Origin of the sequence: Ureibacillus sp. FSL E2-3493, assembly GCF_038077515.1 — a bacterium.
Lineage (GTDB): Bacteria > Bacillota > Bacilli > Bacillales_A > Planococcaceae > Ureibacillus > Ureibacillus halotolerans.
On the sequence record NZ_JBBOPK010000001.1, the window covers coordinates 2627652 to 2644824 of the forward strand.

Annotated in this window: 16 protein-coding genes; 4 read left to right on the forward strand and 12 right to left on the reverse strand. The window is 33.9% G+C overall.

Annotation, left to right across the window (positions count from 1 at the left end; all coding sequences use genetic code 11):
• Window positions 1-252 precede the first annotated feature (252 nt).
• Window positions 253-570 carry a thioredoxin family protein gene (locus MHH69_RS13565; protein ID WP_122972508.1) on the forward strand — a complete coding sequence of 106 codons (318 nt, stop codon included), beginning with the start codon at window positions 253-255 and terminating at the stop codon, window positions 568-570.
• Between the two features lie 92 nt (window positions 571-662).
• Complete coding sequence (locus MHH69_RS13570) at window positions 663-866, forward strand: 4-oxalocrotonate tautomerase family protein (protein ID WP_341362518.1); 204 nt, start codon at window positions 663-665, stop codon at window positions 864-866.
• 38 nt (window positions 867-904) lie between these two features.
• Here the strand turns inward: MHH69_RS13570 and MHH69_RS13575 are convergent, their stop codons facing one another.
• Window positions 905-1600: a YjjG family noncanonical pyrimidine nucleotidase gene (locus MHH69_RS13575; protein WP_122972510.1), complete on the reverse strand. Its 696-nt coding sequence runs from the start codon at window positions 1598-1600 to the stop codon at window positions 905-907.
• 128 nt (window positions 1601-1728) lie between these two features.
• On the opposite strand from MHH69_RS13575, the gene MHH69_RS13580 reads away from it, so the two are divergent.
• Complete coding sequence (locus MHH69_RS13580; protein WP_122972511.1) at window positions 1729-2238, forward strand: C39 family peptidase; 510 nt, start codon at window positions 1729-1731, stop codon at window positions 2236-2238.
• Window positions 2239-2273: 35 nt separating this feature from the next.
• Here the strand turns inward: MHH69_RS13580 and MHH69_RS13585 are convergent, their stop codons facing one another.
• From MHH69_RS13585 to MHH69_RS13615, 8 genes are all read right to left on the reverse strand, one after another.
• Window positions 2274-3161 (reverse strand): 5'-3' exonuclease, encoded by an 888-nt coding sequence (locus MHH69_RS13585; RefSeq protein WP_174232688.1) that lies wholly within the window; start codon window positions 3159-3161, stop codon window positions 2274-2276.
• Between the two features lie 117 nt (window positions 3162-3278).
• Window positions 3279-4016 (reverse strand): hypothetical protein, encoded by a 738-nt coding sequence (locus MHH69_RS13590; protein WP_341362519.1) that lies wholly within the window; start codon window positions 4014-4016, stop codon window positions 3279-3281.
• 409 nt (window positions 4017-4425) lie between these two features.
• A complete protein-coding gene (ltrA, locus tag MHH69_RS13595) occupies window positions 4426-5688 on the reverse strand; it encodes a group II intron reverse transcriptase/maturase (protein WP_341362520.1) in 1263 nt (420 codons plus the stop codon).
• A gap of 590 nt (window positions 5689-6278) precedes the next feature.
• Window positions 6279-7736: an Msr family ABC-F type ribosomal protection protein gene (locus tag MHH69_RS13600; protein ID WP_122972631.1), complete on the reverse strand. Its 1458-nt coding sequence runs from the start codon at window positions 7734-7736 to the stop codon at window positions 6279-6281.
• A 412-nt stretch (window positions 7737-8148) separates the two neighbouring features.
• On the reverse strand, window positions 8149-8193 hold the full coding sequence (locus MHH69_RS19345; RefSeq protein WP_122972634.1) for an erythromycin resistance leader peptide: 45 nt from the start codon (window positions 8191-8193) through the stop codon (window positions 8149-8151).
• 173 nt (window positions 8194-8366) lie between these two features.
• Window positions 8367-10355 (reverse strand): ABC1 kinase family protein, encoded by a 1989-nt coding sequence (locus MHH69_RS13605; RefSeq protein ID WP_341362521.1) that lies wholly within the window; start codon window positions 10353-10355, stop codon window positions 8367-8369.
• Window positions 10356-10385: 30 nt separating this feature from the next.
• A complete protein-coding gene (locus tag MHH69_RS13610; RefSeq protein WP_341362522.1) occupies window positions 10386-10835 on the reverse strand; it encodes an SACOL1771 family peroxiredoxin in 450 nt (149 codons plus the stop codon).
• Window positions 10836-10946: 111 nt separating this feature from the next.
• Window positions 10947-11714 (reverse strand): metallophosphoesterase family protein, encoded by a 768-nt coding sequence (locus MHH69_RS13615; protein ID WP_158599711.1) that lies wholly within the window; start codon window positions 11712-11714, stop codon window positions 10947-10949.
• A gap of 427 nt (window positions 11715-12141) precedes the next feature.
• On the opposite strand from MHH69_RS13615, the gene MHH69_RS13620 reads away from it, so the two are divergent.
• Entirely contained in the window at window positions 12142-12342 is a 201-nt protein-coding gene (locus MHH69_RS13620; RefSeq protein ID WP_118876281.1) for a cold-shock protein, read from the forward strand.
• A gap of 46 nt (window positions 12343-12388) precedes the next feature.
• Here the strand turns inward: MHH69_RS13620 and MHH69_RS13625 are convergent, their stop codons facing one another.
• From MHH69_RS13625 to MHH69_RS13635, 3 genes are all read right to left on the reverse strand, one after another.
• On the reverse strand, window positions 12389-13972 hold the full coding sequence (locus MHH69_RS13625) for a putative bifunctional diguanylate cyclase/phosphodiesterase (RefSeq protein ID WP_341362523.1): 1584 nt from the start codon (window positions 13970-13972) through the stop codon (window positions 12389-12391).
• A gap of 140 nt (window positions 13973-14112) precedes the next feature.
• Window positions 14113-14994: a helix-turn-helix domain-containing protein gene (locus tag MHH69_RS13630; RefSeq protein WP_341362524.1), complete on the reverse strand. Its 882-nt coding sequence runs from the start codon at window positions 14992-14994 to the stop codon at window positions 14113-14115.
• Window positions 14995-15541: 547 nt separating this feature from the next.
• Entirely contained in the window at window positions 15542-17161 is a 1620-nt protein-coding gene (locus MHH69_RS13635) for a flavin-containing monooxygenase (RefSeq protein ID WP_341362525.1), read from the reverse strand.
• Window positions 17162-17173: the final 12 nt, after the last annotated feature.

Here is a 17173-nt window from a genome sequence, read left to right on the forward strand (position 1 = left end):
ACTCATTCATTTTATGCTAAAAAAAATATAACTCTCGCCAAAATTAATGGTTCCAAACAGTTTTTCTGTTCTTAGTGTAGAATATTTCTTCATTTTTAGCAATAATTTTTAACTTAATTTTCTAAAAAATCAATAATTAATTTACTAAATTAATAGTAATTACTATATTTTATGAACAACCATTCATTTAAGTCAAATTTCTTTTAAAATAATTTAAAATGTGTACACTAATGATAAGGAGAGTGATATAGAATGCAAGCAATTACTACAGCTGAACAATTTAATGAAATTATCGCATCTGAACAACCGGTAATCGTAAAATTTTATGCAGGTTGGTGCCCAGACTGCACACGTATGAACATGTTTATCGATCCAATTATCGAGGAATACAATCAATACACTTGGTATGAAATTAACCGTGATGATTTCCCTGAACTAGCTGAAAAATATCAAGTTATGGGAATTCCAAGTTTATTAATCTTCAAAAATAGTGAAAAATTAGCTCACTTACACAGTGCAAACGCTAAATCACCGGAAGATGTAAAAGAGTTTTTAAACGCTCAAAACTAATTGAACAGACTACAAACTAAAGTTCCATAGTTTGTAGTCTTTATTTTTACTAAAATTCCTAACTAAAATAAATAAACAGAGGAGTGGATAATATGCCATTCGTAAACATTAAAATTACAAATGAAGATGTAACGCCAGAGAAAAAAGCAGCTTTAATTAAAGGAGCAACTCAACTATTAGTAGATGTCTTAGGTAAAAACCCTGCTACAACAGTCGTAGTTATCGATGAAGTAGATACGGATAATTGGGGTATTGGTGGGGAAACCGTTACAAAAAGAAGAAAAGAAGGAAAATAAGTAAGATGGGTGGCTTTTGGAAAAGAGCCACCCATTTTTTATTGATTTACTTGTAAAATTTTATAAAGTTCCTCAAGTTTAGTTATTTCATAGGTAGGGGTAATGTCTGATTCCATCGTTATTTGTTTATGGTTGATCCAACAAGTGTCTATTCCCACATTCCAACCACCTGTTATATCTGCACTAAAGGAATCACCAATGATCAATGTCGTTGTTAAATCTAAGTTTTCAATTTGTGAAAATACTACATGAAAGAACTCTTTCATCGGTTTTTGATAACCGGTATCTTCTGATACAAACACCTTTTTAAAATAAGGAGCCAAACCAGAATCATGAAGTCTTTTCTCCTGCGTCTTGGACTCCCCATTGGATACGACATACAAATCAAATTGCTTATGTAATGTTTTTATTAAATTCAGTGCCCCTTCAATGAGGTGATGCCCTTCCGATAAATATTTTCGATAATTTTTTTCTAAAGCGACCCCATCTACTTCAATACCATATTGTTTAAATAAAATGGCGAATCGCGTATTCACGACTTCATCCCGATCCATTTGGTCCTCTTCATAAGCTCGCCATAATTCTCTATTTAACTTTTTATAGTTAGCTTTTATTTCAGGTGTTAACTCAACTTGTTGATGAGAAAATAACTTTTGCAAAGCTACTTCTTCTGTTGCCCCAAAATCAAGCAATGTGTCATCTAAATCAAATAATAATGTTTTGTACTGTTTCAAAATTAACTCCCCCTCATAAAAGCTTTAAATTGAAGACTCTTCATTTATCATATAGCCCAACTTCTATTATACTTTTGTATAGTCCATTGGGACAGTTATTAAAGAAAATGATGAAATAGAGGTATACGATGAAGACTCAACTTAAGGTAAAAGGAATGTCCCAATATAGTATAGATGTTCATCCAACTTTCCAAAACTCAGCATGTGGTCCAACGACTGTTTTTGTTATTTTAAACTACTTACTAAAAGATCCATTAAATATAGACGCGAATCAACTTTATACCCTTTTAGGAGGGACAAAAATTGGTTTATTTAAATGGCGTTTAATAAAAAATCTACAAAAACTATTAGGTCCAAACTGGAATGTTTCGAGTTGTTCGTTAGCAATCGCGTTAAAAGAAATCGATGCTGGAAGACCCGTAGCGATGAAATTTGATAAATATTTTACCTTTCAATGGCATTCAAAACCGACTTTCAAATACCATTGGGTTCCATTAATTGGTTATGAAATCGAACAAAACGAATTACATTTTTTTGTTCATGATAACGGTGGACCTAATCGTGATAGTCAAATAAGAAAAGTTCCTTATGCCCCTAATAGTAAAGTTATTCGTTTCGTAAAAATAGAGCCGAAGTGACCTATTGAAAGTTCACCTCGGCTCCTTTATTTTCATTAAACGAGTGAATATAATGATCTTGCATGCTTCACAATTAAACTTAATCCTCTTTCTTGTAAACGTTCAAACGTTTCTTGTTCATAATCTACTAATTGAAGTTCATTTAATTGGGCATTAATAGGTACTTCCCTTTGAATGGTTGCTAATTCTTTCGATAACTTCAACATGTCCACATTATCAGCGATTTTTGATCGTTGAGCAGGCTTTAATGCATCTAAATTGGCTAACACATTTTCAACAGATCCATAGTTTTGGATAAGCTGTAAAGCCGTTTTTGGACCAATCCCCTTTACTCCTGGATATCCGTCACTTGTATCACCCATAAAAGCTTTTACATCAGCAAATTGATAGGGCTCAATCACATACTCTTCCTTAAAACGTTCTTCTGTATAGACGTCATATTCTGAATATCCTTTTTTCGTAAAGGCAATTTGAGTCGATGGGTTTAATAATTGAAGCAAATCTTTATCACCACTAATGACGGTAATATTCGCTTCTTCTTTCCATTTCTCAATCATAGACCCAATTGTATCATCCGCTTCCATACCAACTTCACCAAAGTTTTTCCAGCCGATCATTTCCGAAACTTCTTTTGCCATATCGAATTGAGGCAACATTTCTTCAGGGGGTGCTGGTCGATTCGCTTTATATCCATCAAATAATTCGTTGCGGAAAGTTTGTGCGCCCATATCCCAACAAACAGCTAAATGGGTCGGTTTCATAATCGATTGGGCCGTTAAAACATGACGGGCAAATCCTTGTACCCCATTTGTTGGCGTTCCGTCTTCTAAACGAATATAGTGTCCCATTGCACTTGAAGCAAAAAATGAACGGAACAGTAACGCCATCCCATCTACTAGTAAAAGATGCGGTTTATTTGTCATCATCAAAAATCCTCTCTAACTCTATTATTTCCATTATATCAAATTATGCAGTGGAATGAGATGACAATTGAATTGTTAATTAATAAGTAGATTCCCATACACTTCTATCTAAACGATTTATTCGTAAATCGGACCTTTCATTCCTCGCCACCACCTAAATTGTAAAAGCATGTTACTAATAAAGGATTTCGAAATAACGCCAGAAAAAACGGTCTCAATTGTTCCTCCATAATTTTCTTTTAAATGTTCTAATTGAGATTCTTCTTTAATGTCACCAAAGTCATAAATTTTATATCCTAATCGTCGAAAATACTTTATATTTTCCCAGATTAAAAAGGCGTTCCCAAAATCTTCCACTCGGCCTTCTATATTACAATCGTATAAAGACATAGCCATTTCACCATTGATGACATAAGCACGATAACAAATCGTTTCATTCCGATCATCCATCAGCCTTGATATGAGTAATCCACCTTTTTCTCGTAGCAATTTTAATGTTTGCATGTCGAAACGATTTAATTTTCTCCGTTTGTCCCTTTTCCTATTTGAGTTGTAAAATTGTATGAAATCGTGAATTTCTTGATCCATTACTTTGTCAACTATAACAACATTCCAGCTTTTTTCTTGTATCTCCTGTATTCCTTTTCGGAAATGGGTAGACAGCGAATTCAATAATATTTTCTCTTCTTTTTGTAAATGAATGTGAACTGTTTTTTGCCCTTGCAATTGTCTAGTTGGTTTTAGTAAATGAGTGTAACGAATTAATTTCGGATCAAATCGACTGTCATATTTCTTATCTTGAAAGTACACATGATGGAATGGCAATGCAAAATATTTTCTACTAATTTGAAGCATAAAATTCACTCCTTCAACCTTCATTTTTTATGGATTATGATTGCATCATTATGGAGAAAGATCGATTCATTATTTTTCTCATCTAAAATAGTTAGTTTAGTAGAAAAATTAATTTATCAATTATTCTCCGTTTTATTTCCTAGGGAATAAAATGAAGTAATGGATTATATGAGTTTCATCCAAACAATTCCACAAAACTACTTCTATCTAAAATTTTGTAGACATAATTTTTAAATATTTCGAATATATTATTTTTCTGTAGAATAAATCCATTACCATTAACCCTATTTCTACCATTATTACCAAAATATCTTTACACTAATCACTTTTTACAAATTGAGTAGGAGGGAGTGATTAACTCCCGACCTCTCACACCACCGTACGTACGGTTCCGTATACGGCGGTTCAATTAAGATGAATAACGCAAAGTTTCGTAACGAACTTTCAGACTTTTCAGCCCTTGGCTTTCCCAATAGGAATTGCCGGGGGTTCTGTGTAATATGGGGCTTTTAGAAATGCGCCAGTACCCTTTTCGGGTGTTTCCCCACTCGTATGCTTTTCCATAAGGAACTTTCAACCGAGTAAGATTTCTGACTCTTGTTTGAGGTTTCTTCCAATTCTTCCATAGACACATCCTTAATCTTCTTTTAATCCAGCTATCTAGTGATTTGAATATGGAATTCGTATCTGCTAATGCAAAATAACCACACCACCCCATTAGAAATTGGTTTAACTTCTCGATTCTGTATTCCATGGAGTATGGCATCTTTCTTGAGGTAATTTCTCGTATTTTCTTCTTCATTCGAACTAAGCTTGTTTTCGCAAGACGAACCTTTGGTTCTTTATGATTCGTGAAACTAAAACCTAAGAACTTCCGGTTCCAAGGACGGTCTACTGCTGATTTCTTTTCGTTTATTTTTAAACGAAGTTTTCCTTCGATAAATCTTTGTACACTCGTCATTACTCTTAATCCCGCACGTTCTGTTTTCACATAAATATTACAATCATCTGCGTATCGAACGAATTTATGTCCACGTTCCTCCAACTCTTTATCGAGTTCATCTAGAACTATGTTTGAAAGTAAAGGACTTAAAGGTCCACCTTGTGGTGTTCCTTCTTCTGTACTTGAAACCACTCCATTTATCATGACACCGGCTTGGAGGTATTTACGAATAAGTTTTAATAAAGATTTATCTGAAATTTGTTTCGCTAATGTTGCCATTAGTCGGTCATGATTGACCTTATCGAAGAATTTCTCTAAATCCATATCAATCACCCATCGATAACCTTCCTTTATATAACCCTTTGCTTTCCGAACGGCGTCATGGGCGCTCCGGTTTGGACGGAATCCATAACTCTGGTCCGAAAATGTTTTGTCATATTCCTTCGATAAAATCTGCGAGATAGCTTGTTGAATCAAACGGTCTGTCACGGTTGGGATACCTAGTAAACGTACACCACCATCTGGTTTCGGGATTTCGACTCGACGTACTGGTTGCGGTTCATAGGTTCCATTCAAAATCTGCGATTTAATGTTTTTCCAATTTTCGATAATGTGCTGTCGTAAGGTTTGTACGGGCATCATGTCTACTCCATGGCTTCCTTTATTCGCTTCAACTCGCTTTAGCGCTTGTATCATGTTTTGCCGTTCGAGAATTTGATCCAACATCATCATTTCGTTCCTTTCCGTGATTAGCTTATCTTCTTATGTCCATCTGAACTCCACCCTCCGCAAATACCCTCGTGGGATTCACCACTACTTTCTAAGCGTGAGGTTTTTCTGTTTTCTGTGCTTATTCATTCTAGATGGAAAGCCAAGGGCTAATCTCTCTCAATTGTTCAGTCCTTCCGAGTAATTCTAGACCTACTCGTACTATGACCTCTGCTGACTTCTGACAGTTCAGCTACTTGTCTCCAAGTAGGTTATGAAGGGTACTTCACGTTTCTGTCAGACCTCCCCGGGTAAGCGTATGCACTTTCACACCATCTATCCTCCTCATTTACTTGATATGACCTTCGACAGAAGGACTTTGTTTTGTAATGCAAACTCATTCAATCATACCTAGCCTTATATGAGATTCGTGTTCCTCGGACCGGTGTTTTGCCTCCAGCTTCCTTCAGATTCCGCGTCGCCACGGACACCCTTGCTCTTAGCTAACCTCTACTTCAGTCTTCGGGGTTCGGGACTTGCACCCTATAGTTCATAAGCATGCCGGGCGCACATTAAAAAGAAGCAGAGATAAAATCTCTACTTCTTTCCTATTAGTCTTTCAATTTTAGCTGAAGATCTTCAATAACATATACTTGTTCAGCTACCCGTTCAATAAATGTACGATCATGGGAAACGAGTATAATCGTCCCTTCATAAGCGTTTATAAAGTTTTCTAATGCTTCAATTGCTTGAATATCTAGAAAGTTGGTCGGTTCGTCTAACAATAAAATATTATACTCTCCTAAAAATAATTGGCATAGTTTCAAACGAATTGCTTCGCCACCACTTAATGACTTAACATTTTTCTGAAGATCTGTGCCGCCAAACTGCATGGAATGTAAAACACTACGCAAAAGTCCTTCATCGTAACCCGAACTGTTTTTTACCATTTCCCAAACGGTTTCATCCATTATAAATTGATAGCTCAATTGATGAAAATATCCAATTCTCGCTTTTGGAGAAATGGTTAATTCAGAAGCCTTGTTTGCAATTTGTGAAAGCAACGTACTTTTCCCACTACCATTACTACCCGTAATCGCGACTGTCTTACCAAGAGGTAGCTGGAAACTGGTTTCATTTAGTAATACTTTATCCTTAACTTGAAGCGTAAAACGATCAGCCATAATTGGAAACTTATTATGCAACTCTATCGCTTTTGACTGCCGAAAAACGATTGGTCTATCTTCTTTAACCGCTTCCACTTCTTGTAGTTTCTCCATTCGTTGTTCGATAGCCTTTGCTGCTCGCTGAATTGATTTTTGACTTGTACCTTTCGATTTGGTCATAAAGGACTTATTTGGCTTAGCTTTTGCTTCTTTTTTCGACAGGCGACCAGCTTGCGCAACCTTTTCTGCTTTTTTCATTTTTTCTTGCGCAGCTTTTTCAAGACGCCCCTTTTCTTTTATAAACTGTTCATGGGCTTGCCTTTGCAGTTGCTGTTCTACCTTTTTTTGTGCCAAGTATTCACTATAATTCCCCGAATATACATGAACTTCCCCTTCTTCAATTTCCCAAATGGTTGTCACTAGTTCATCTAAAACAGCCCGATCATGACTAATTAAAACGAGAGCCCCATAGTAATACTTCAATTCATCAAGTAAAAAGGAAATACCTTCTTGATCTAAGTGGGTTGTTGGTTCATCAATGAGTAACGCTTCATAATAGTGGGTAAACAATTGGGCCAGTTTCAATCGGGTTTGCTCCCCACCACTTAACTGATGGGAATCTTTTGGAACACCTAACTTTCCAAGTAACGCCACGTCCGCTTCAATGGTTGATGGGGCTTCCAGTTGTTCAAAGTATCCACTCTCTATATGACGGTGAATTTTACCTTTTGCTGGTTGGACGATACCTGCTAATAATTTTAGTAAAGTGCTTTTCCCTGCACCATTTTTACCGACAATTCCGATTCGGTCAAATTGATGTATCGCTAATCTTTCTATCTTTAAAATTTCTTTATCTAAAAAAGTTACTTCTACTTGTTGTAATTCAAAACAAATTTGTTCCATCTTTGCTACCTCCGAAAAATAGTTTTTTCGTATCGATAGCTAGAATCGATACGAGCTTCAATGCCAAGCTCGTATCAATAAAATAATAAAAATTGCATTGTCCTTCCTCCAACTCATTTAATATGTTAGTAAACAACAAAAAACACAGGCGGCATGCCTGTGTTTTAGAGTAAAGGGAAACCATCTTCCATTAATGTAGAAATTTCTCGATTATAACTAATGAAAAAAGGTAGAAAAATCTACCTTTCTAATTAATCATATGAACTACTTTTAAAGTAGTTATGAAAATACATCGCTCATTTCCTCACGAGACTAAAATCAACAGTCTTTTATGAGATGAAGATTATTAAAAAAGGACAGACTTATCCCATCTACTCTGTATACACAAAACAGAGCCTTTGAACATATTCAATTATTTGTTCAAAGATAGGTAACGAAGTCTCATTGAATGGGTCATTTTTTAATAATCCTCCTTAACAGCTAAATACAGTGTTAATTATAGAATAGCCTTTTTAATACAGTCAAGATAAAGTGATGTATCCTCTACGATTAACTTACCAATCAAATCAAAAAGCTTCTCCAGATGTAAATGGAGAAGCCTTACAGTAAAAAGTAGTTCATCATTAATTATTATTCCATCCGTTTCATATCTCGAATAGCTTGTATTGATAATCGAACAAGTAAAACAGCACATAGGAACAAACCTAAATATGATGCGGTATTTAAATAAATGGCATATGCTGAATGGATGAATTGGGAAATGGCTAACAACGCAACCGAAATAACACCAAAAGTAATCCCGACTAAAAGTAAGACAAACTTCGAAAACAAATGGGTAATAAATTTGGCATTATTTTTATCTGAGAAGATATCGTGATGCAATATTACCTTTCCATCTTCAACCTTTTTAAACAATTGGTCGACCCGTCGAGGAATCTTCCTTAAATTCGGTATAATTAAAGCTAACTCTTCTTCCAAACGGTCCTTAGTTGCCCTCGGTTCTTTAAACGGTTTTTTCAACGCTAGTTTTAAATAACTACTTGAAAACAATTTCGCTTCTTCAAACATATTGAAATTGCGATCAATAATTCTTAACGTTCCATCTAATGTAACAATCACTCGTAACGCCACACTAACTGATGGGTAAAATTGTAGTCCGAAATCTCGAATCACTGTAAAAATTGAATAAATAATTTCATCTGTTCGAATCCGTTCAACATAAGAGATTTTTAAAATAATTTGACTGATGGCTTGCTCTAACTCAAGTCGGTCTACTTCCCTCGTATTTTTCACTAATAGGGAGATTCCATCATATAAAATCGAAGCATCATTTTGTTGAATCCCAATAAAAAATAGTTTCAACCCTTCTTGTTGAGCAGCTGACAGGCGGCAAACAGCACCGAAGTCTAATAAAGTAATTTCCCCAGTATTTAAATCGTAATGAATATTACCTGGATGGGGATCTGCGTGAAAAATTCCCGAAACTAAAGCTTGTTCTAAATAAGAGAAAAGTAAAGTTTCCGCTATTTCATGACGATTGTCGATATCGTATTGGGCAAGATTTCCTAAGCTAACGCCCGTTGCCAATCCCATTATTAAAATATTTTCATTACTATATTCTTCATATACCTTTGGAATCTTTACTTTTAAATCACTCTTTTTCATTACATTGTGGATTTGGATCATATTACGAGCTTCTATTTTAAAATCGATTTCTTCCCGTAATGAAGAAACAAATCCTTCTGCTAAGTCTCTAAAACCAAGGTTTTCCGCCCATTGGGATTTACTTGTGACCCAATTGGCAAATTCCATTAAAATGCTTAAATCTTCTCGCATAATTTCCTTTACTTCAGGACGTAACAATTTCACGACAACTTCTTCATTTGTTTTCCGTAAAATCGCTCTATGGACTTGCCCTATAGACGCAGCAGCAATCGGCTTCATATTAAAATAGGAAAATACTTCATTTATTTCACCGCGCAAATTTTGCTGCAATGTTTCTTTTACTTGATTTTCAGAAAGCTGTGTTACATTATCTTGTAATTTCTCCAGTTCTTCTATAAAAATCGGGGATAGGAATTCCTTACGTGTCGAAAGCACTTGTCCGAACTTAATAAAAATACCGCCACATTGTTCAAGGGTATCCCTTAAGGCGATAGCTAATTCCCGATCTGAATCTCGATTTCTAGCATATTTCATTGTTCTTGTAATGCCATTTTTTACAGCAATACTTAAAACGGTTCGTAATCTTTTTTGATGACGCCAATAGCCGATAATTCTTTTAATAATAAATTTTTTCCCAACATTTCTACCATTACTATCATTTAATGCAATCGGATCAAATAATTCAAAGAATAAGTAAATAAGCATCGAAATAAGGAGCATACTACCGATCCACAATAAAGTAGAAACATTCATCACACTTTTAATTGTATATAAAGAATGTTCTGCTCCTCTTAAGTACGTATACCAAAAGATAAAAGTTGTAAAAGAGACACTAATGAAAACAGAAAAGAGTCGCTTAAAAATATTCACATTAGAACCAATTAATCGCCCACTAACAAAAAAGATGAAAATGGATACGAATAATATTTGAACGATTGGTATTATAAAGCTCATTCCCCTCACCCGCTTTCTTTAGGATATAAGTTACAAAGACTTTATAGAACAATCCACCTGCACTTCTACATTGCCTCTTAGCGCTCTACTAATCATACAGTTTTCTTCCGCTTTCATAGCCAATCGATTAGCTAACCGCACATTACTTTCATTGGCCTCATGAAGGAATATTTCAATATGATGAATAATTCTTTTATATGTAAATATATTATTTTCCACTTGTACAACACCATCTGATTGAAGGGATAATCTTGCTTTTATATCCGACCGTTCTAACATCGCTGCAAGGGAAATCATATAACAACCTGCTGCGGCACTTAATAATAATTCATCGGGATTTGTTCCAATTCCAGGACCATCCATTTCTTTTGGAATTGATATCGTCGTTTTTAAATTTTCACAGGCAATCTCACCTGTATCATTTCTTCCTCCATCCCATCCTGTTTGGAGCTTAAAAACATGTTCAACTGCATTTGACATAAATTTCCCACCTCTCTAGTTTTAACTATACCACCCATTTAACAATGATAAGAAGTAAAAACCCACCAAAATGTAAGAAAGAGGATCCACATAAAGTGAATCCTCCATGTATTAAATTTCAATTGTGGTCGTTGTTAAATCTGAAGTTAACCCAACAGAATGAATCGTTAATTGGGTAGAACCTTTTGTAAAAATAACACCATGGAGCTTTCCTCGTTCATAGATAGCTCCCCCACCATCTATACCAATCTTTTTTTGACAAGATGAAACCCAAACGTTACTTGATTTGTCTTCATTTAATAATACGGTTGGTGTGTGTCCAAATACAACAATTTCCTTTGCTAAATGGGGAACATTGAAAAACTCTTCCCTAATCCAATAAAAGTCATCCTTTTTCGACTCACGAAAATTTTCTACATTAGCCGATATTCCTGCATGAACGAAAAGATAGGGATCCCATAAATAAAATCTTCTTAAATTTTTCATAAACTCGATTATTTCTTTATTTTCTTTTTGAATCTTCGCCGTAATTTCCTTTACTGAAAAATGATCAGAAACGATTGAGAAAGTTGGGGCATCATAAAAACTTTGAACGGTAGCAGCTCCACCAACCTTTGGATTAAAATAAAATTCCGAAAGGTCGTCAGGTTTTTCTAACCAATTTAAAAAGAGCTGTTCGTGATTCCCACTTAAAGCAACCGCATCATAGTCTTCTACTAGCTGCATTACTTTTTTAATCACTTTCACACTATCTGGACCACGATCAATATAATCTCCTAAAAATACTAATTGTTCCTCATTTGGATTCCATTTGTCTAACAATTTTTCCAAAAGATTATAACAACCATGTATATCTCCTATAGCAAAAACTTTCTCCAATGCACACACCCCATTTAAAAAACAAGCTTTTTAATATTGATACGTATGATTTGATTATACTTTTATAACTTTTCAAGTTCTTTATTCTTACTATATCATATTCAATTCGCAAATTTTTTATATCTATAAATATTAGAGCGTTTTCTTTATTTTAAGCCAATTTTTCCTTGTTAACTAAGCCTTTTAAAAGAAATAGTAGATGGCTTTTAATCGTTATGAAAAAGAATAAAAAATTTTTTTATTTTAAGTAGACATTTTAAAAATTACCAGGTATAATAAAGAGAATAATTATATTGCTTCATATCTAATGAATTCACATGTTACAAAAAGTAATCGTGAACGTTCGGTACTTTTTGTAATGTGTGAATTTTTTTATAGTATTTTGAAGTAATTGGTTATTGATTAAATTTTTTGGAGGTCTTTTAAAATGACACAAGGTACAGTAAAATGGTTTAACTCAGAAAAAGGTTTTGGATTTATCGAAGTTGAAGGTGGAAACGACGTATTCGTACACTTCTCTGCTATCCAAGGCGACGGCTTCAAAACTTTAGAAGAAGGTCAAAAAGTTGAATTCTCAGTTGAAGAAGGAAACCGTGGACCACAAGCTTCTAACGTAGTAAAACTTTAATTTACTATTTAAAGGGCAATCTCAAATTGAGATTGCCCTTTTTTCATTAGTTAAATATTTGTTTAATGTATCCATAATACTCAGATTGGGTAGAACAACAAAATTCCCGTTGAATACTTTTGCAATTTTCTACGATGGTATCGAAAGTATTTGGTTTGCTTATTAAATACCCTTGAACTGCATCACATTCACTATTTACTAAATAGTTAAATTGCTCCATCGTCTCTACACCTTCAGCAACAACATTCAATTTAAAATGTTTGGCCAGTGAAATGATTAAATCAATTAATGGTTTATGATTTTCTTCATTCATATTTTTAACAAACTCCCGATCAATTTTTAAACAATCGATTGGTAAGTCCTTTAAAAAAGAAAGGGACGAGTAGCCTTTACCGAAATCGTCTAACGCAATGGTTACGCCAATCCCTTTCAATTCATGTAAAATCGGCGTTAAAAATTTCGTATTCATCGTCATACTTTCAGTAATTTCTAGCTGGAGACATTCCGGTGAAAGTTTGGTTTCGTGTAATATCGTTTCAACAACTTGTACAAAATTTTCATGGAAAAGTTGTCGTAAAGATAAATTTACAGCAACTGTTACTGGTTGTTGAATAACTTCCTGCAATTCCTTTGTTTGTCGACAGGCTGTTTCTAATACCCATTTTCCAATAGGAACAATTAAACCCGAATCCTCAGCAATTGGAATGAATTCTGAAGGTGGAATTAACCCCTTTTGTGGATGCTTCCAACGTACTAGGGCCTCCATCGCGATGGAATGCTTTGATTTCAACTTCAGTTGTGGTTGATATTGAAGAAATAATTCATTGTTTTGTAATGCTTTATATAAATCATTTTCTAACATTAATTGCTCTTCACGAACAGTTAACATAGAAGGTTGGAAGAAAGTAAATTGTTCGGGAGATTTACTCGCTTCATATAAGGCAAATTGAGCATATTTAATGATATTTTCTTCTGTTTGTGCATCTTTTGGATAATAGGCAATTCCAATATTCACTGTTATGTTTAATGAAAAATGTTGGATACAAAATGGCTTCTCCATCATTTCAATAATCTGTTTACATAAGTTTTGAATGACCTCTTCATCATTATTATCCTCGATTAAAATTAAAAATTGATCTTCCCTTAACCTTCCAAATAGATAACTCGGAAAATACGTATGTAATCTATCAGCAATCATTTGAACAATCCGATTTGTATAAAAGGAACCTAACGAAGTTTTAATCGTGGTTAAACGATCAATTTTCATTACTAATACCGCTTTGCTAGAAGTATCATCAGCTAAGTTTTCCTTAATTTTCTCTAGTAAATAACGTTCATTGGGTAATTTCGTAATTTCATCGTAGTAAGCCATGAAATGTTTTTCTTTTTTTGAATCATTCAGCTTTTGTTCAGTATCCTGCAAGCTTTTCACTGCTCCGTCATAAACACTTTTGAACTTAGCAGCTAAATAAAGTTGGGCAATAATAATAAGAGAAAGAATAATACCATAAACACTAGTAACTTCATTTAAAATTATTAAAAAACTAATTAAAGTGATAATGATCACATTAGTTATTAAATAGACAGAGTTATTTTTATACAAGAAAAAAAAACTATCATTAACGTTCATCATTATCCCCCCATTTTAAATCAAAATGACTATCCATAAATAAACATTTATAGGTATTTTGAAATGATGAAATTTCATTTAATTAGTTTTAATTTAATACTATAAATTAGGGGGATAAACTTTTTGTACACTATTTTATACTAATTTGCAGGGTTGTTTGCCTCAACCTTTTTCAACAATTGATTTAATTCATCTTTATATTTCTCATAAATTTTATCATGGCCTAATGCTTGAAAAACTGTGAAGGCACGGTTACATTTTTCTATACCTTCAGAAACATTATTGTCTACTATGTCAATCATACCTTCATAAAACAATGTCAATGTTTGTTCAAAAAACTCTGTGTTCTCAGTAAAATAACTTTTATTCTTCTCTAAAATAAGTTTAGAATATTGATATTCTTCATGTTTTATACTTAATTCTAGCAAATTAAAAAATAAGAAACTAAGTACTTTGCTATCCATATTTAAATCTTTATATTTATCCGCTCGGTATAATAGTCTTTTTGTCATTAAAAACGCTGTTGAAGGAGTAAATAAGAACATAAAGTTGTTTAGTAAAACCAATTCATGATAACACCATTCATCTATACTTAATAAATAATCTGCTATTTCATCAATATGTTCTTTATTAATTTTTTCTCGTTCAAAATTATGTTCTATAGCATCACAAAGTATATATAAATGTTTTAAAAATAAATCCCCTGTATCCTCATATTTCTTTTTAACTTCAAATTTAATTTTTTCAATTTCATCAAGTTTTCCTGCATAGAACAATTTTAAAACATAGTTAAATTCGTTCATTTTAGTAGACTTTTTATAGTCATTTTTTATATAGAAAAATTCATTATAAGTCACATTACAATATTCCAATATTTCAGTCAGTTTGTCAGATGATATACTATTCTTTCCCGACTCAATTCTTGCAATATATGGACGTGTCATACCGATTGCATCTGCCAAAGCTTGCTGTGTAATGTTTTTGTTTTTTCTGATGTATCTGATAACTTGACCGATCTCCATATTAGCCTTCCTCCTATTATAGATTTTATTATGTATAATATAGTTTACACTTTTATAGTACTTTTTTCTTTCTAGTACAATTTAATTATATTAAATAATTAAAGAAAGGATTGAGTAAATTGAAAAAGAAGTATTCTACAATCTTTAAAATGTTGTTTGTCGCTACAGCTTTAATTATTTCTACTGAACCAACTATTCAACCTTTTTGGTGGCTTGCAGGATACTAATTTAGTTTAGTAACCTAAAACGAAAAATCTTTAGTTATTTTAAAAATCTATGGAATCTCTTTAAAATCGTAAATTCTGCCTATTCTATTAATTCAGTTTTGTAATTGTTCTCCTCCTTTTATTAGGAGGATTTTTTTTATGGCGCGATAACATCTACCAATTATTATATCTTTATTCCATCCTTTATATTAACTAATAAAACCGTTTAAATTATATTTGGATTCGCCAATAGAGAAAGGATACCGTTTAAAAGTCATTTCTTTTAAACGGTATCCTTCCATTTTTCATTATCCACTTAATAATACAAGGGCGCTTATCGGTTACAAAACGTTCGATTGTAACTTTTCAAAAGTACACCCTTCATAATCATTAGCAGCTACTTGATCACAAATAGCTTTATAGTTATTCAGACCTCCTACATAAATAACAAAGCCCCGCTGTTCGCCATCGATGTTCGCCCCAGTATACCAAGAATTTGTATAAGGATATAATGTTTGATTTGCAAGGTCATCACATTGTTTAGCCCATTCGAGTTCGGACTCTTTTTGGGCTTCAATCGTTTGAATTCCCTTTTCCTCTAAATATTCAATACACTGGTCAATCCAATCGACATGCTGCTCAATAGCTGCTGGCATATTCGTCAAAACGGAAGGACTTTGTGGACCTGTTATCATAAAGAGGTTCGGGAAACTTTCCATCATTAAACCTAAATATGTTTTAACATTTCGTCCATCTTCCCATTTTTCTTGAATCGTTTTGCCATTGCGCCCTTCAATATCGATTTTTAGCAATGAACCTGTCATTGCCTCATAGCCCGTCGCATAAATTATGACATCACATTCCACCGTACCGTTCTTTAACTGAACACCATTTTCCACAATTCGTTCGATTGGATTATCCTTTAACGATACGAGATGGACATGGTCTTCATTAAAGATTTCATAGAAGTTCGTACCAATGATTAAACGCTTTGTCGTTATATAATAATTTGGATGGAGTAATTGGGCTGTATCACGATCCTCTACAATTTCATCAATTTTATCACGTACAAATTGAGAAACGACAAAGTTTGCTTCTTTATTTGCAGAAACATCTGTAAAAACTGAGCCAAGGGAAAGACCGCCCGTTTCCCAAATATGTTCTAATTTTTCTTTTTGTTCTTTAGCGGAAAATGCTGTTGCTGATTTCCCGGTTGTATATAAACGTATTCCACCAGGAGTATTGAAGAACGCTTCTCGAATGTCCTTATAATTGTTGATCGCTTGTTCTTGTTCCTCCTTACTTAATGGATGGTTACGAGCTTCTGCAACATAATGGGGAGTTCGCATTAACAAAGTCATTTCTTTTGCTTCCTTCGCCACTTCTTGCATCGTTTGTACACCACTGGATCCATTACCAATCACAACTACACGTTTTCCTGTAAAATCAACCTTATCATGTGGCCATCGACCTGTATGATATTGTTCACCTTTGAAACTTTCAGAACCTTCAAAAGGTGGAATATTTGTTGTAGATAAACAACCGACACCACTAATCAAATATTTCGCTTCAAAGATTTCACCCTGATCCGTTGAAATTTCCCATTGCTTTGCTTCTTCTTGGAATTTTGCCTTCGTTACCCTCGTTTTTAACTGAATATCCGGTCGGAGATTTAGTTCATCTGCAACGAAATTTAAATACTGTAATATTTCTGGTTGAGAAGCATATCGATCTTTCCAACGCCATTTTTTATATAACTCTTCAGAAAATGTAAAACTATAATAAATCGAATCAGAATCACATTTTGCACCAGGATAACGACTCCAATACCAAACTCCGCCTACTCCATCTGCTGCCTCTAGTACTCTTGCTGATAAGCCTCTTTCCCTCAACTTATGCAGCATATATAATCCAGCAAAACCAGCTCCAATAATAATGGCATCATATTGTTTTACATTCATAAAATCCCCCCT

What these genes read in the sequence shown, in the direction of transcription:
- MHH69_RS13605 (WP_341362521.1), bottom strand. Translation starts at nt 10,355, where the DNA reads ATGAGCTTTATAATACCAATCGTTCAAATATTATTCGTATCCATTTTC.
- MHH69_RS13590 (WP_341362519.1), bottom strand. Translation starts at nt 4,016, where the DNA reads ATGCTTCAAATTAGTAGAAAATATTTTGCATTGCCATTCCATCATGTG.
- MHH69_RS13600 (WP_122972631.1), bottom strand. Translation starts at nt 7,736, where the DNA reads ATGGAACAAATTTGTTTTGAATTACAACAAGTAGAAGTAACTTTTTTA.
- MHH69_RS13630 (WP_341362524.1), bottom strand. Translation starts at nt 14,994, where the DNA reads ATGGAGATCGGTCAAGTTATCAGATACATCAGAAAAAACAAAAACATT.
- MHH69_RS13580 (WP_122972511.1), top strand. Translation starts at nt 1,729, where the DNA reads ATGAAGACTCAACTTAAGGTAAAAGGAATGTCCCAATATAGTATAGAT.
- MHH69_RS13610 (WP_341362522.1), bottom strand. Translation starts at nt 10,835, where the DNA reads ATGTCAAATGCAGTTGAACATGTTTTTAAGCTCCAAACAGGATGGGAT.
- MHH69_RS13635 (WP_341362525.1), bottom strand. Translation starts at nt 17,161, where the DNA reads ATGAATGTAAAACAATATGATGCCATTATTATTGGAGCTGGTTTTGCT.
- ltrA (WP_341362520.1), bottom strand. Translation starts at nt 5,688, where the DNA reads ATGATGTTGGATCAAATTCTCGAACGGCAAAACATGATACAAGCGCTA.
- MHH69_RS13625 (WP_341362523.1), bottom strand. Translation starts at nt 13,972, where the DNA reads ATGAACGTTAATGATAGTTTTTTTTTCTTGTATAAAAATAACTCTGTC.
- MHH69_RS13585 (WP_174232688.1), bottom strand. Translation starts at nt 3,161, where the DNA reads ATGACAAATAAACCGCATCTTTTACTAGTAGATGGGATGGCGTTACTG.
- MHH69_RS13570 (WP_341362518.1), top strand. Translation starts at nt 663, where the DNA reads ATGCCATTCGTAAACATTAAAATTACAAATGAAGATGTAACGCCAGAG.
- MHH69_RS13565 (WP_122972508.1), top strand. Translation starts at nt 253, where the DNA reads ATGCAAGCAATTACTACAGCTGAACAATTTAATGAAATTATCGCATCT.
- MHH69_RS13620 (WP_118876281.1), top strand. Translation starts at nt 12,142, where the DNA reads ATGACACAAGGTACAGTAAAATGGTTTAACTCAGAAAAAGGTTTTGGA.